Consider the following 15496-nt stretch of genomic DNA (forward strand, 5'->3'; position numbering starts at 1 on the left):
TAAACAGGACCTAAATGTTCGAACGCTTCCAGGAATTCTTTCAGAATCTGACTTCCGACAACACAAAGAAGGGCTTTGCGCCCGACGATCCGCGCATCGCTGTGGCCGCGCTCTGCATGCAGGTCATGGAGGCCGATGGGCAGGTCAAGGACAGCGAAACGAAGCGACTTCGCAAGCTGCTGAAGGATCAGTACGGGCTCGATCGCAAGCAACTCGACGCGCTGATCGCCGCCGGCCAGGAGGCGGAAAGCGATGCCGTCGACTACTACCGCTTCACCTCGGATCTCAAGCGTCACCTTAACACCGAACAGCGGCTCGAGCTGATCGGGGTTCTCTGGGACATCGTCTATGCCGATGGAGAGCGTAGCGAGATGGAGGATGATGCGATCTGGCGCATTGCCGAGCTTCTCGGTGTCTCCGCCCGCGAGCGTATCCAGAAGCGGCAGGAGGCAGCGCGACGGGTCACGGATGCCGAGGTGGTGCAGGACGATGCCGACTGACCGTTTACCGGAGGACGACAAACGTCCCGTCTTGATCGTCCTCCATCAGGAGCGTTCGAGCCCCGGACGGGTCGGTCAGCTACTGGTCGAGAAGGGATACCGGCTCGATATCCGACGCCCGGTTCTCGGCGATAGGCTTCCCTCGACGCTTGCGGAACATGCGGGTGCCGTCGTCTTCGGTGGTCCGATGAGCGCCAACGATACAGATGACTTCGTCAAGACGGAAATCAATTGGCTCGATGTGCCGCTCAGAGAAAAGCGTCCACTGCTCGGCATCTGCCTTGGCGCGCAGATGCTTGTCCGGCAACTCGGCGGCAAGGTCCAGGCAAATGCCGACGGCTCCACCGAAATCGGCTGGTATCCTTTGCGCCCGACCGAGAAAGGCCGCCTGCTGATGCACTGGCCGAGGATGGTCTATCACTTTCACCGCGAAGGCTTTGACCTGCCACACGGAGCGGAATTGCTGGCTGAAGGCGACACCTATCCCAATCAGGCCTTTCGTTATGATGGCCATGCCTGGGGGCTCCAGTTCCATGCCGAGCTGACACGCGCGATGATGCACCGCTGGGTGGTCCACGGCGCTCATCGCTTCATACTTCCGAATGCGCAACAGGGCCGTGAACACCTGGAAGGACGCATGCTCTTCGACGCGCCGCTAAAGGCATGGCTGAGTGAGTTCCTCGATATTGTTTTCGAGGCCAAGAAATCCGTCGCAACGTCCAAGGCCGTCCTTTCCGCTTAGCGGCGTGCGCCCTGCACCGCGGCGTGCTAGGATCGCCAACGACCACTTTGGCGATACCCGCCAGTAAGAATGTTCCGATCCAAGATCAGATCTTCGGATTTCCGTACCCGAGCAATGACGAGCAAAGCTATCTCCGGAGGAATTCCATGGCCAATTACGAGCAGAGACTTGCCGCGTTGGGATTGGTTCTACCGCAGCCATTGAAACTGCCTTCCAATATGGTCCTGCCATTTCCGTGGGTGAACGTGCGCGGTAATCGCGCATTCGTCTCGGGTCACGGCCCACAGAATACCGATGGTACGCCTGCAGGCCCGTTCGGAGCGGTTGGTGAGAACATCTCCATTGAGGAGGCCAAGGCATCCGCTCGGAAAGTAGCGCTTTCCATGTTGGGCAGTCTGAAGCGGGAACTAGGCAGCCTTGATCGCATTACTGGCTGGTGCCGCGTTTTCGGTATGGTGAATTGCGCGCCGCGCTTTGCCAATTCGCCGGCCGTCATCAACGGTTTCACCGAGCTGATCATCGAAGTGTTCGGACCGGAAGTCGGTAGCCACTCCCGATCAGCGATTGGCGTTGCCGGCCTACCGCTGAACTTTCCCGTCGAAATCGAAGCAGAGGTCATTATCTCGACCTGAAGACCGTCACGCCTGTCCAAGCCGCTCGGGCGCATCAAGGCTGTCGATCTTGCGCAGCTTAGGAAAGCTCGTTGCCCAAATTGCCGCTACGGCAAGTGTCCCAATGCCGCCAATGACAACCGCAGGGACGGCGCCAAAAATGGACGCCATGGTGCCGGCGCGAAACTCTCCGAGTTCATTGGAGGCGCCGACAAAGACCATGTTGACGGCATTGACTCGGCCGCGCAATTCGTCCGGCGTCCAGAGGGCGATCAGGCTTTCCCGCACATAGACGGAAATCATGTCGGCCGCCCCCATGATGGCCAGCGCTGCGATCGATAGTTCCGTGCTGGTCGAGAATCCGAACGCGATGGTGCCAATACCGAACAGGGCAACGCCGATGAACATGGCAACGCCCGCACGATGCCTGAGTGGATAGGCAGCGAGAAAAATCGCCATTGCAATGGCGCCGACCCCGGGTGCCGATCGCAGGAGACCAAGCCCCCATGGGCCGAGGGTCAGGATATCCCGCGCAAAGATCGGCATCAGTGCCGTCGCGCCACCGAGCAGCACCGCAAAGAGGTCCAGCGATATGGCGCCGAGTACGACCTTCTCGGCACGGATGAAGCGGAAGCCACCGAGGATCATATCCCAGCTCTTGGCTTCGCCGGTCGTTTTCTGCGGCGGTTTGGGGATCATGTAGAGCAGTGCTGCGCCCAGTGCGGCGAAGACAACAGCAACCGTGTAGGCCGTGTGAGGACTGATGCCATACAAGAGACCGCCGAGAACCGGTCCTGTAATCGCCGCTAGTTGCCATGAGGACGAATTCCAGGCGATGGCATTCGACAAGTCTTGTGCTGGCACAAGGTTTGGTGCGAGCGACTGAACGGCCGGCGACATGAAGGCGCGTTCGATGCCAAACACCAGCAGCACAGCAAATACCGGTAGTGGCGAGAACGTGCCCGTAATCGTCATCAACAACAGTGCGAGCGTGCACAGCGCGCTTACGAGCGAGCAAAGGGCAGCGATCGCACGCCGGTTATGCCGGTCGGCGACCGACCCCGTGACAAGGATCAGTACCAAGGACGGCAGAAATTGCACCAGGCCAATCAGGCCGAGATAGATGGCGCTGCCGGTCTGATCGTACATCTGCCAGCCAACTGCCACGCTGACGATCTGTTGCGAAAAGGACAGGAGAAATCGTGCGAAGAAGAACCGAGTATATGAAGGATGCCGGAACGCGGCAAAACGGTCTCCGGTTGGCGAAAAGGACATGAGGGCTTTCCAGGACAACAGGCCAGACGCCAACGCACGACGCCGCTGTTAAACATGATTTACAATGCGTTTCGAGACAGCACTTGCTCGTTTAGTCGCCAATGTCTACATGTCTGTCAACAACGAACTGGAGATTGCAATGCTTGCGCTTTTTCAAACCATTGATTTGGCTTTGAATCTCTATACTTGGGTGCTGATCGCCAGCGCCATCTTCTCCTGGCTGTATGCGTTCAACGTAATCAACTCCAGCAATCAGTTCGTCAATTCGGTCGGCATGTTCCTCTACAACGTCACCGAACCGCTGCTACGGCCGATCCGTCGCGTGCTGCCGAACCTTGGCGGTATCGACATTTCGCCAATCATCCTGCTGCTGATCATCTTCTTCGTGCGCTCGCTGATGTGGAATTCGATCTTCCCGCTGGTGGCATGAACCGGCCCTGGGCTGCTTTCACCGACCACATATCTCTGGCAGTTCGCTTGACGCCCAACGGCGGGCGCGATGCCATTGACGGCATTGAAGTAGACGCCGAGGACAAGTCTCACCTCAAAGCCAGGGTGGCTGTGGCTCCCGAGAAGGGTAAGGCGAACAAAGCCTTGATCGCGCTCATAGCGAGGTCGCTTGCGGTCGCGAAATCATCCGTCAGTATCGCCTCCGGCGACACATCGCGTAAAAAAATCCTCCGGATCGATGGCGACCCGGAGGATTTGATCAGGAAATTGAGTGCTCGTCTCGAAAGCTGATTACGCTTTTTCCTTCTTGGCGCGTTCGATCGCCTCGAGGATCAGTGCGCCAGCTTCCTTGGAATCGCCCCAACCAAAAATCTTCACCCACTTGCCGGGCTCAAGATCCTTGTAATGCTCGAAGAAGTGCTCGATCTGCTTCAGCGTGATATCCGGAAGGTCGGTGTAGTCCTTCACCTTCTCGTAGCGCAGCGTGAGCTTCGGCGAAGGTACGGCGATGATCTTCTCGTCCTTGCCGGAATTGTCTTCCATCTTCAGAACGCCGATTGGGCGCACGTTGATAACACAGCCCGGAACGAGCGGACGGGTGCTGGCGATGAGGACGTCGATCGGGTCGCCGTCTTCGGAGAGCGTATGCGGCACGAAGCCGTAGTTGCCCGGATAAGTCATCGGCGTATAGAGGAAGCGATCGACAACCAGCGTACCGGCTTCCTTGTCCATTTCGTACTTAATCGGGTGGCCGCCGACGGGCACCTCAACGATGACGTTGACATCTTCCGGCGGGTTCTTGCCAATGGAAACGGCGTCGATGCGCATAGAGCTTCCCTCTAAAGGTTAAGTCGATGGTTGCCAGATACTGGGAATCATCCCGCAACGCAACACGCCAATGTGGATTGGGCCCGTCTAAGAGGTCGTCAAGGCGACACGCGACTTCTCTGTTGTTCCCTTACAAGGGGCCGACCGGATCCGAACGACATCCCCTGTCGGCCTGACTGGCGCAGGCAATCGCCGAGCCAGCTCAACCCTGCCCACAAGCGTTGGCCAAGCATGATGCGACGCTGGAGCTGATGGGCAAGTATGCCGCTCAATAGACCGGACACGACCGATACTGCGACCGGTAGCGGCGCGTTAAAGGTCGCGGGATCGGCGCTATCAAACAGGGCCTCCGGCAGAATCCGGTGTAGCAGGTAAATGTGATAGCTCCCGGCAGCGATCGCAACCAGCACGGCGGCAAGCGTCGCGGGCAGCTTGACCCGAGGCACGTAGAGAAGGACGGCAAGTACCGGCAACTGCATACCATAGAGGACCCAGGACCCTGACCAGTTTCCGCCAGTATAGGCCATAAGCGGCATGACCGCGCATCCGGCGGCGATTACCGCAAGTCGTCGGCTCCTCGAATTTGCAAAAGCCGCGCACCATCCGAAAACCGCAAGGTGCAACACCCAGGCAAGGGTGAATATCTGCCGCTGCCCAACTGGCGAGAGCGCCGGGACCGCGAAATGCGCGAGGACGGCAAACGCCAAAAACAGCATGCCGAAACGGAAAGGATCCCTTGCCGCAGAACGGCGAATGCTCGGCACAGCAAACAAGGCTCCCCAAAGCACCAGAAGCTGCGCGAAAGCCTCCACGAACCAGTAGAGATAAGGCAGCATTTCATGTCGATCAGGCTCAGCGAAGCCAAGGTTGCCGACCAGGAAGACCGAGGCCCACGGTATTGCACCCCAGGCAATACTGAAACCCAGGACGACAAGGTAGTAGGGCCAGAGAACTAGGCTAAGCGGCAGCAGAAAACGCCTCAGGTCCCCGGCGAAAAGCGCACTGGACTGGAAGCGCGCCAGCCCGTATCCGCACAGCACCAACATTGTGCCCGCACCGCCAGGAATGGGCCACGGCGTGGCGTGATGGAGCACCACCAGCAGGATTGCAATGGATTTCAGGAGAATGTCACTGGCGATCGTTCGTTGGGGGCTCGACGAATGCGATAGACCCGCCAGCACACCGACAGTTATCTTTTCCCAACCATCCGGCACCCTGCCAAGCAGCCGCTCGAGACCGACTGTAAGCTCGAGATAACGCAACGAATCCCCGCCAAGCTCTGCAAAGCTGTCGTTGGGCGAGACGCGTCGGGGAAAAAACACTTCGCGAAACAGGCTCAAGACCGTGGCTTGCTCGCACGCCGTCGGGGATTCCATGCGTAGGCGGAGGTGTGCGTAGTCAATCTTACCGTTGGCAAGCCGCGGCAGCTCCTCAAAGCCGATCGCGCGCACCTGTGGCAAGCCGATGCCTGCAATCACCGCCAGCGCCTCACGAACATCCTCCTCGCGTTGCGACCCTGCAAAGGCCGCAAGCAGCTGCTGGTCGTTGCCCACGACCGCGGCTGTGATGCCTTTCGCAGCCAGCGCTGCTTCAAGCGCATCGTGGCCGAGACGGACACCGCCGATCTTGGACATCCGCCGCAAACGGCCCGTGATCCGAAACAGTCCGTCCGCATCGCGCGCGGCCAGATCACCGGTCCGAAGCTCCTCAATATCAGCACCGCGCGCCAGATCTTGACGGGTGTCGGCGTAGCCGAGCATGACGTTGGGCCCACGATAGACCAGCTCGCCGGCAACGTCGGTGTCCGTGATTATTGCACCCTTCTCGTCGACCAGCCACAGCTCACCGCCCGGCACCGCGGTCCCGATCCGATCTGCACTCCCAGGCAGATGCTCAGGAGGGACGTAAGCAATTCGTGCGGTCGCTTCTGTCTGTCCATACATCACGTAGAAGCGCTGCCCCTCGTATTGCAGCCACCCGTGGTAGCGCCGCACCGCCTCCAACTCCATACGTCCGCCGGCAACCGTCATGAAGCGAAGATCGGGATAGTGCTGCTCGCGAAACCCGCGTTGCTCGAGGAGCTCGTAGGAATGCGGAACACCTGCGAAGTTGGTGCATCGGGCGGCACTGAAATCATCGAGGAATGTCGGTTCAAGGACAGATGTACCTGGCACCCAGATCGCGGCACCGACGGCAAGGTGGGAATTGAGAACAGACAAACCGTATGAATAGTGAAGCGGCAGGACCAGCGCACCAACATCGCTTTCCAGCAGTTCAAGATAGTCGGCAATCTGCTCTGCGTTGGCGGCCACCGCTGTCTTCGACAACCTCACGGCCTTTCCACTGCCCGTACTACCCGATGTCACAAGCATGAGGGCAAGATCAGGATGCACCGCCACATCACCGGAATTGAGGTTTGTTTCGGTGAGCCGCCAGCGCCGACCCTCACGGCGGTAGACGATCTCGGGCGCAAACCGCTCAAGGAAGGATGACCAGGCGACGCGGTCCTCAGACGGCAGCAATGCAACCGCGTGCCCGCCGGCAAGGGCTGCGAGATAGGCAATAATTGAATGCTCCGAATGCGCAGCTTCGATGGCCATCAGCTTTTTGGTTGGGCCCAGAGCGCGGCCGAGTGTTGCGACGCGATCGGCAAGCTCGCTGTAAGTAATGGCGGGTCGGGAGGGCAGCAGCAACGCGGGCCGGTCACCCCCGCGGTCGAGACGCGTCCAAAAGCCATCCAACATGCTTGTCCCCCTCACGCGCCAAGAGCGTGAGCCGCGACTTATATAAGTTGAATGTTATTTGCAAGTTTTCGTGACGACGGCAACTGTCAATTTCGCTGGAAAAAACGATAGGGAAAGGAAGATCCTCAACCCCAGATGAAGCCGATCTTTTTTAGCTGCTTCTGGTCGAAGGTTTCCATGCCTTCGCAATAGTCGATACCACCATGGCTGCGGTAGAAGTGAGCCCCGTTCTCGTTCTCCTCAAGGCACCACACAACCAGCCCTTTGCAGCCCAATGACTTCAGAAGGCGTCTCGCTTCGCCGAAGAGCATATGTCCGAGGCCAATGCCCTGATATTCTGGGCGAAGGTAGAGTTCGTAGATCTCACCTTCCTGAGGCAGGGCGCGGGCGCGATTGAGGCCAAGCGTTGCGTAACCAGCGACCGTTCCGGCAACATCGAGAACGAGAAGCGTTGCCGGCCCTCGGGTGGCCTTGCGCCACCAATTCTCACCGCGACGCTCGATCATCTGTCGCAACGCACGGTGCGGGATGATTCCCGCATAGGTGTGCTGCCACGCAAGCCGATGCACCTCCGAAATAGCTCGGGAATCGTGCGGCTCGGCCCGCCGAACATCGATCGACAACGTCTTCATAACGCGTACTCTGGTCCGATTGCCGGCAATTAACCATATGCGTCCGGCGCATTCAGGTCGCTTGCCCACAGACTTAACATGTGGACGACAACTGAAATTTAACGCTTCTTTAACTATTGCGACAAGCCGGATTCGACGCGGCACACAATAAAAAACCCCGGCACGGTGGCCGGGGTTTTGGTGTTCAGAATGCCTGGATGACTCAGGCCGTCTTCGCCTTGGCGAAGCGCTTGCGATCGTTCGCATCCAGATACATCTTGCGCAGACGGATCGACTTCGGCGTCACTTCCATCAGCTCGTCGTCCTGGATCCAGGAGAGAGCGCGGTCGAGCGTCATGCGGATCGGCGGCGTCAGCTTGACGGCTTCGTCCTTGCCGGCGGCGCGGATGTTGGTCAGCTGCTTGCCCTTGAGGACGTTGACCTCGAGGTCGTTGTCACGGCTGTGGATGCCGATGATCATGCCCATGTAGACCTTTTCGCCGGGCTCGATCATCATCGGGCCGCGATCTTCAAGGTTGAACATGGCGTAGGCAACGGCTTCGCCCGGAGCGTTAGCAAGGAGAACGCCGTTCGTACGGCCACCGATTTCGCCCTTGAAGGGCTGGTAGTCCTTGAACAGGCGGTTCATCACGGCGGTACCGCGCGTGTCGGTCAGCAGTTCGGACTGGTAGCCGATCAGGCCGCGGGTCGGCGCGTTGAACACCAGGCGAACGCGGTTGCCGCCCGAAGGACGCAGCTCGGTCATTTCAGCCTTGCGCTCGGACATCTTCTGCACGACGACGCCGGAGTGCTCTTCGTCGACGTCGATGACGACTTCTTCGATCGGTTCCATCGTGTTGCCGCTGTCATCCTTGTGCATGACGACGCGCGGACGCGACACGGCGAGCTCGAAGCCTTCGCGGCGCATGGTTTCGATCAGAACAGCGAGCTGCAATTCGCCGCGGCCGGATACGTAGAACGAATCCTTGCCTTCGGCTTCTTCGATCTTCAGCGCGACGTTGCCTTCGGCTTCCTTGAACAAGCGGTCGCGGATGACGCGCGAGGTAACCTTGTCACCCTCGGTGCCAGCCAGCGGGCTGTCGTTGACGATGAAGGACATGGTGACGGTCGGCGGATCGATCGGCTGCGCGGTCAGCGCTTCGGTGATCGCCGGATCACAGAAGGTGTCGGCAACCGTGCCCTTGGAGAGGCCGGCGATCGCGACGATGTCGCCTGCATGCGCTTCGTCGATCGAGGTGCGCTCGATACCGCGGAAGGCGAGGATCTTCGAGATACGACCGCTTTCGATCAGCTTGCCATCCTGGCCGAGAACCTTGACGGCCTGGTTCGGCTTGATCGAGCCGGAATTGATACGGCCGGTGATGATGCGGCCGAGGAAGGGGTTGGCTTCGAGGATCGTGCCGATCATCGTGAACGGGCCATCGGCAACCGTCGGCTCCGGAACGTGGTTCAGCACGAGGTCGAGCAGCGGTGCGAGACCCTGGTCCTTCGGGCCCTCAGGATTGACGTTCATCCAGCCATCGCGACCCGAACCGTAGAGGATCGGGAAGTCGAGCTGCTCGTCCGTGGCGTCGAGGCTGGCGAAGAGGTCGAACACTTCGTTGATGACTTCCTCGTGGCGGCCATCGGGACGGTCGATCTTGTTGATCGCGACGATCGGACGGAGGCCGACCTTCAGCGCCTTGGAGACGACGAACTTGGTCTGCGGCATCGGGCCTTCCGACGAGTCGACCAGAACGATCGCGCCATCCACCATCGAGAGAATACGCTCGACTTCACCGCCGAAGTCGGCGTGGCCGGGGGTGTCGACGATGTTGATGCGAACACCCTTCCACTCGACCGAGGTCGCCTTGGCAAGAATCGTGATGCCGCGCTCCTTTTCCAGGTCGTTGGAGTCCATGACGCGTTCTGCAACGCGCTGGTTCTCGCGGAACGAGCCGGACTGTTTCAGGAGTTCGTCAACCAGTGTCGTCTTGCCATGGTCAACGTGCGCGATAATCGCGATGTTGCGAAGTGCCATATGTCTATATCTCTGAAGCTGGGGCGCCGCGCTGGGAGAAGGCGCCAATTTCATTTGGGCGGCTCATACAGTGTTTTTCGCGTTTGCGAAAGGGGGGAGGCCGGATTGCCTGCCATGCATGGACGTCAACTCGATATCTGCGGATCGAGCGTCGTCCGCCACAGCTCGGTATCGTTCCGATCCATCAGCCTCACGGTCAGTTGCTCGGTCTGCCCATCGATGTCGACAAGCCCGAAGAACTGCATGCCGGCCGAGGGCGGCAGGTTCTGCTCCGCACCGCCAGGTGCGGCTTTCATGAACTTCACCTGCGGCCCGAAAGTCATGTCGAGTTCCTGCTGACCATAGGTTCCGGAATGTAACGGACCCGCCACGAACTCCCAGAACGGCAGGAACTCATGGAACTTCGCCTTACCTGGATCGTAGTAGTGCGCAGCCGTATAGTGCACGTCGGCTGTCAGCCAGATCATGTTCGCTATGCCGGCATCGCGGATGAAGCGCAGCAGATCGGCAAACTCAAGCTCGCGACCGCGCGGGGCGCCATTGTCACCATTGGAAATCGACTCGCTGCCCGTCCGGTGACCGTAATCGTCCCAGATCACCAACCCGATCGGCAGATCGCAGGCGATGACCTTCCAGGTCGCTGTCGAGCGCACCAGCTCGCGCTTCAGCCACGCCACCTGCCGCTCGCCCAGAAGCCGACACTCCGGGTTTGGCTCGACATCCAGCCCATGACTGTTCGGGCCACGATAGGAGCGCAGGTCGATGAAGAAGACGTCGAGCAGTGGACCGTAGGACACCTTGCGATAAATCCGGCCCGGCTCATCGGCCACGTAACGAATTGGCGTCATCTCATGAAAGGCACGGCTTGCGCGGGATGCAAGCGTGGCGATCGATTTTTCCTTGTAGCGATCATCGTCGCGAAGGTCGGTCGAGGGCGACCAGTTGTTCAGCACCTCATGATCATCCCATTGATAGAACACCGGACAGACCGCGTTGAACGCCTTCACATGGTCGTCGAGCAGATTATAGGCCCACTGGCCACGAAACTGGTCGAGCGTCTGCGCAATGTCGCGCTTTGCTTCGGTGACGATGCGGTTCTTCCAGACACTACCGTCTCGTAGCCTGACCTCATCGGCAATGGGATTGTCGGCATAGATGGTGTCGCCGGAGTGGATCATGAAATCCGGCCGGTGGTAGGCGATCGTCGAATAGGTCCGCATCCCCTCGTCATCAATGCCCCAGCCCTGGCCGGCCGTATCCCCCGACCACGCAAAACGGATGTTGCGTTTACCCGCCGGCGCCGTGCGAAACTGTCCATGGATCGGCTCCGACAGATCGTTGACGTCCTGCAGGTCGGCCGCACGGAAGCGATAGAATATCTCCTGATCATCAGGGAGATTCTGGAGCAGCAACTTTCCCGCCAGATTGGTATCCGGCGTCACGTCAATGGGCGCGACGCGCACCGCATTGGCGAACCGGTCGCTCGTCGAATACTCGACATAGAGCCGTGCCGGCCGGCTCACCTGCGCCCAGACCACGCCCGAATTCGCATCGACATCGCCGGATTGCACGCCCGCAGTAAAGACTGGGCGACTGGACGAGCCGCGTGCGTAATAGGGCATCGCCAGCCCGGCCAGTGCAAATCCGCCAACGGCGCCCATGGATGAAAGGAAGCGTCGACGGGTCGTTTCAGTCAATGTCATGCCAAGGTCTATCCGGCTAACGGGAGGGCCGAACCTATGGCGGCTGTCATGTCATTCGCTTGAAGGTGGCATGACCGTTTTTCGAAACTTCAGCGACAGTTTTGTTACGAGAGCGCCGCTGGCGAGGCGCTATTCCGCCACCAATCCGCTGCGGCGAAGCAGCGTCAGCAGCAGAAGCGGCAAAAGCGTCGTGATGAGGATGGCGATGAAGGCCATCGCCATGCCGAGGCCAATCGACCCCTGCTCGAACTGCCGCCAGATGAAGGTGGCGATCGTCTGCATGCCGACAGGTGCGACGACGACCGAAGCCACCAGTTCGCGCGACGCAAGCGCAAAGACCAACAGCATTGCGGAAGCGAGGCTCGGAAAGACGAGCGGCAGGAGGATGCGGCGGAACGCAGTCACTCCGCTTGCACCAAAGACCCGAGCCGCGGCTTCCAGGCTGTCCCCGATCTGCTGGAATGCCGCCGTCGTGTAACGCACGGGCTGCGGCAGCAGGATGCAGCAATAGGCGAGAAGCAGGATAAATGCCGTGTTGTAGGGGGTCGCCGGCAGCCAGGGCATGTTCCAGGCAAGGATCAGGCCGACGGCAACAACGATGCCTGGCAGCGCATTCGGCAGGATCGTCATCGTGTCGATCGCCACGCGCCCGCGGATCTTCGTCTTGACCACAGTATAGGCGGCCAATACGCCGATGAGGCCGGTAATCAACGCCGTGCCGATGCCCAGCGAGAAGCTGTTGAGAAGCGCGCCCAGTGCACCGGCGCTGTTGTTGAAGACGGACAGGAAGTTCTCGACGCTGATGTTGTCGAGCGCCAGACCACCCGAGATCGTGCGCGACAGTGCGGTGAACAGGATCGAGAGCAGCGGCACGCCCGTCGCAAGGAAGGCGACGACGGCGAAGGCGATCATCACGGGAACCTTCATCGCCCCAAGCGGCCGCTTGTCCTTGGCAGCGGGTTTGCCGCCCACGGTCTGATAGGACCGCCGGGCAAGGATCCATCGCTGCAGCAGGAAAGTCAGCAGCGACATGACGACAAGCAGGATCGACAGGATCGCGGCCCCCGGCAGATCGATCGGCCAATCCGAGATCCGCAGGTCGATACCGGTGACCAGCACCTGGAAGCCGGCGCGACGACCAAGCGCTGCCGGCGTACCGTATTCCTCGATCGCTGCGGCAAAGACCAGCATCAGGCTGGCAACGAGCCCGGGCGCCGACAGTGGTAGCGTGATCCGAAAGAACGCCCGCGCCGGCGATGCGCCGAAGACGCGACCGACGTCCGCATAACGCGCACCAACAGCCTCGACCGTGCGCGATACTGCGAAATAGACGACGGGAAAAGTGTTGAAGGCCATGACCATGGTCATGCCGAACAGCGAAAAAAGAGAGGGTGCGAGGTTGAATCCCGCGATCTGCTGAAGATAGCCGCGCGGTTGCAACGTCATGATCCAGCCAAGTGTGGCGATGTAAGGCGGGATCATGAACGGAACGAGCAGCAACACATCCCAGAGCGGCGCGAGCGGGATGCGATAGAGCGCCCGAAACACGCCGAGCGGCACCGCCACCAGCGCCGAGGCCAGCACCACGCAACTGCCGAGCAGAATGGTGTTCCCGGCCATGCCAACAAGCGCGCTATCGAAAAGTGTCGCAACAAGCGAGGAGAAAGGGCCCGCGAACGAGCCCTGTCCGAGGTTGGGAAAGATGCCCTGAAGCACAACGGCGATGAATGGAACGCCGACGATAACGATCAACCCCGCGATCGCCAGCCAGGCGGCCGGCGCAGCGCCGCTACCATCGTTCGTCCTCATCGCCCTGTCCTTACTTGCCGCCGAACGTGTCGGTGACCTGCTTCAGCGTTTCCTTCCGCTTGCCGTAGACAGCAGCAGTGTCGTACTTCAGCAGCTTCAGATCGCTGATCAGCGGACGGCTTGCCGGAATGTCGCTACGAGCCGGCATCAGCATCTGGTCGGCAACAAGCTTCTGGCCTTCGTCAGAGAGCATGTAGTCGATGAACTTCTTCGCCTCATCCTGGTTCTTCGACCAGTTGAGGATCATGGCCGGACGCGGCGCGATAACAGTGCCGGATTCTGGGAAGATCACATCGATGTTCTCGCCCTTTTCCTTGGCATTGAGGGTGATGTAATCAACGGCGCCGAAGACGGCAGCCTTCGCACCCTGCAGAACCGGGTTCAGAGCCTCGGCATTGGCACCCGCGATGATGGCGCCGTTGTCCTTCAGATCCTTGAAGAGCTTGAAGTCATCCTGGCCGGCAAGCGCCGCCGTCAGCTCGAAGGACGAGCCGGACTGCGCCGGATCCGGAATGTTGACGAGGTCTTTGTATTCAGGCTTCGTCAGGTCGGCCCACTCGACCGGCTTCGGCGTGCCGCTCTTGGTGTTCCAGGCGATGCCGAGCGCCGAGATCCCCTGGGCAACGGCCGTGTCGGTTTTCAGGAAGTCAGGAACCTTGGCGGCGTTCGGGCTGGTGTAGGACACGAGCCAGCCGCGCTTGGCGAAGTCGGTCGCCGTATCCCAGGAAGCCGAAATAAGAACGTCGACGACCGGGTTCGAGGCTTCGGCCTCGATACGGGCCATGACCTTGCCGGTCGTTGCTTGGAAGACGTTAACTTTGACGCCCGTCTGCTTGGTAAAGCCGGCCGACATTTTGTCGATCAGCCCCTGCGGACCAGCGGTGTAGACCGTGATGTCGGCGTGGGCGACGCCCGCCATCAGCGTTGCGGCGAGAACGCCGAAAGTGATGCTCTTCAACGACTTAAACATGCTCCAAATTCTCCTCTTTGGACGACTGAACCTCTTTGCCGAACCACCGGATCTGGCCGGGATCGATCGACAGACCGATGCCCTCGCCGGGTCGCAGCTTGGCGCGGCTCAAAACCTGCAATTCGATTGTCTCGGCGCCGACCAGAGAGACGGTCGCCAGATGGCCATCGCCGCGGAACTGCGAGCGCAGCACCGTTGCGGCAAGCGTGCCCGGCAGGATCTCTCCCGCGGTGATCGATCCGGTGGGAATGAGGACGCGAACGGCGCAATCGACGCCATCGGCACCGCGCAGCAGGGCGAGGCCGCTGCCTTTGAAGAACCAGTGTTCATCACGATACTCGAGCTCAGCAACGCCGCCGAGGCGCAGGAAGTCGGCGACCTCAGGCGTTGCCGGCTTCTCGATCAGCTCATCGGGCGATGCCAACTGCTCGATCAACCCACCACGCATGACGGCGACGTCGTCGGCCAGCGTCAGCGCCTCGCTATGATCGTGGGTGACATAAATTGCCGTCAGGCCGAGCGTCGCGATCAGCTCGGCAAGTTCGCCGACCATGTTCTCGCGCAACTCGCGATCGAGATTGGACAGCGGTTCGTCGAAGAGAATGAGCTGCGGCTCGGCAACGATCGCCCTCGCAATCGCGACACGCTGCTGCTGACCACCGGAGAGATCGCTCGGTCGGCGATCGGCATAAGCGCCGAGACCGACGCGTTCCAACGCCCGCATTGTCCGGGATCCCCGCTCGGATTTGCCGATACCGCGCATTTCGAGGGGAAAGGAGACGTTGCCGCCAACGGTCATGTGCGGCCAGAGCGCATAGTCCTGAAACACCATGCCGAGATTGCGCTTTTCCGGCGGTGAGAAGGCGCCGCTTGCGGCATCGGCAACTGTGCGTCCGGCAATCGCGATCGAACCTCTCGTCGGCGCGAGCAATCCCGCGACGAGTCTCAGCAGAGTAGTCTTTCCGCAGCCGGACGGCCCAAGCAGCGCCAGCGTCTTTCCCTTGGAAAGCGAGAGATCAATACCCTTCAGAACGGGCGTCGACCCATAGTGCAATTCCACGCTGGCCGTCGAAACGGCCGCATTGGTCTCTGAAGGTTGAGGGGTCATGAAAAAACCGGCATCGGTTGAAAATCGATGCCGGTTGCTTATTAATCTTCAATGACAGTCATGTGACGAAGCGGCAAGATGCCATCTTCCGTCAATACTTTAGC

General features: G+C 60.0%; 14 protein-coding genes. 5 read left to right on the plus strand and 9 right to left on the minus strand.

Annotated elements, in window-relative coordinates:
* Nucleotides 1-14 precede the first annotated feature (14 nt).
* From FHT97_RS16875 to FHT97_RS16885, 3 genes are all read left to right on the plus strand, one after another.
* A complete protein-coding gene (locus FHT97_RS16875) occupies nt 15-500 on the plus strand; it encodes a TerB family tellurite resistance protein (RefSeq protein ID WP_183755171.1) in 486 nt (161 codons plus the stop codon).
* Nucleotides 490-1242, plus strand: a complete 753-nt coding sequence (locus tag FHT97_RS16880; protein ID WP_183863717.1) for a glutamine amidotransferase — start codon at nt 490-492, stop codon at nt 1240-1242. The genes FHT97_RS16875 and FHT97_RS16880 overlap by 11 nt, the downstream gene beginning before the upstream one ends.
* Before the next feature lie 146 nt (nt 1243-1388).
* Nucleotides 1389-1874 carry a RidA family protein gene (locus FHT97_RS16885; RefSeq protein WP_016556604.1) on the plus strand — a complete coding sequence of 162 codons (486 nt, stop codon included), beginning with the start codon at nt 1389-1391 and terminating at the stop codon, nt 1872-1874.
* Between the two features lie 6 nt (nt 1875-1880).
* Here the strand turns inward: FHT97_RS16885 and FHT97_RS16890 are convergent, their stop codons facing one another.
* On the minus strand, nt 1881-3128 hold the full coding sequence (locus tag FHT97_RS16890) for an MFS transporter (protein WP_183863718.1): 1248 nt from the start codon (nt 3126-3128) through the stop codon (nt 1881-1883).
* A 139-nt stretch (nt 3129-3267) separates the two neighbouring features.
* On the opposite strand from FHT97_RS16890, the gene FHT97_RS16895 reads away from it, so the two are divergent.
* Both FHT97_RS16895 and FHT97_RS16900 read left to right on the plus strand, forming a co-directional pair.
* Nucleotides 3268-3558 carry a YggT family protein gene (locus FHT97_RS16895; RefSeq protein ID WP_016556606.1) on the plus strand — a complete coding sequence of 97 codons (291 nt, stop codon included), beginning with the start codon at nt 3268-3270 and terminating at the stop codon, nt 3556-3558.
* On the plus strand, nt 3555-3869 hold the full coding sequence (locus tag FHT97_RS16900) for a DUF167 domain-containing protein (protein ID WP_183755168.1): 315 nt from the start codon (nt 3555-3557) through the stop codon (nt 3867-3869). The genes FHT97_RS16895 and FHT97_RS16900 overlap by 4 nt, the downstream gene beginning before the upstream one ends.
* On the opposite strand, the gene ppa is transcribed toward FHT97_RS16900, so the two are convergent.
* From ppa to FHT97_RS16940, 8 genes are all read right to left on the minus strand, one after another.
* Nucleotides 3870-4406, minus strand: a complete 537-nt coding sequence (gene ppa / locus FHT97_RS16905) for an inorganic diphosphatase (RefSeq protein ID WP_016556608.1) — start codon at nt 4404-4406, stop codon at nt 3870-3872.
* A gap of 98 nt (nt 4407-4504) precedes the next feature.
* Nucleotides 4505-7150 carry an AMP-binding protein gene (locus FHT97_RS16910; protein ID WP_183863719.1) on the minus strand — a complete coding sequence of 882 codons (2646 nt, stop codon included), beginning with the start codon at nt 7148-7150 and terminating at the stop codon, nt 4505-4507.
* Nucleotides 7151-7275: 125 nt separating this feature from the next.
* Nucleotides 7276-7782, minus strand: coding sequence for a GNAT family N-acetyltransferase (locus FHT97_RS16915; RefSeq protein WP_114714034.1), 507 nt, complete (start codon nt 7780-7782; stop codon nt 7276-7278).
* Nucleotides 7783-7984: 202 nt separating this feature from the next.
* A complete protein-coding gene (gene typA / locus FHT97_RS16920) occupies nt 7985-9802 on the minus strand; it encodes a translational GTPase TypA (protein ID WP_183863720.1) in 1818 nt (605 codons plus the stop codon).
* 125 nt (nt 9803-9927) lie between these two features.
* Complete coding sequence (locus tag FHT97_RS16925; RefSeq protein WP_183863721.1) at nt 9928-11505, minus strand: alkaline phosphatase D family protein; 1578 nt, start codon at nt 11503-11505, stop codon at nt 9928-9930.
* A gap of 129 nt (nt 11506-11634) precedes the next feature.
* Nucleotides 11635-13314: an iron ABC transporter permease gene (locus FHT97_RS16930; RefSeq protein ID WP_183863722.1), complete on the minus strand. Its 1680-nt coding sequence runs from the start codon at nt 13312-13314 to the stop codon at nt 11635-11637.
* Nucleotides 13315-13324: 10 nt separating this feature from the next.
* Nucleotides 13325-14284: an ABC transporter substrate-binding protein gene (locus FHT97_RS16935; RefSeq protein ID WP_183863723.1), complete on the minus strand. Its 960-nt coding sequence runs from the start codon at nt 14282-14284 to the stop codon at nt 13325-13327.
* Entirely contained in the window at nt 14277-15392 is a 1116-nt protein-coding gene (locus FHT97_RS16940) for an ABC transporter ATP-binding protein (RefSeq protein ID WP_183863724.1), read from the minus strand. The genes FHT97_RS16935 and FHT97_RS16940 overlap by 8 nt, the downstream gene beginning before the upstream one ends.
* Between the last annotated feature and the right edge of the window lie 104 nt (nt 15393-15496).

The organism is Rhizobium sp. BK399, from assembly GCF_014194695.1.
Classification (GTDB): Bacteria; Pseudomonadota; Alphaproteobacteria; order Rhizobiales; family Rhizobiaceae; genus Rhizobium.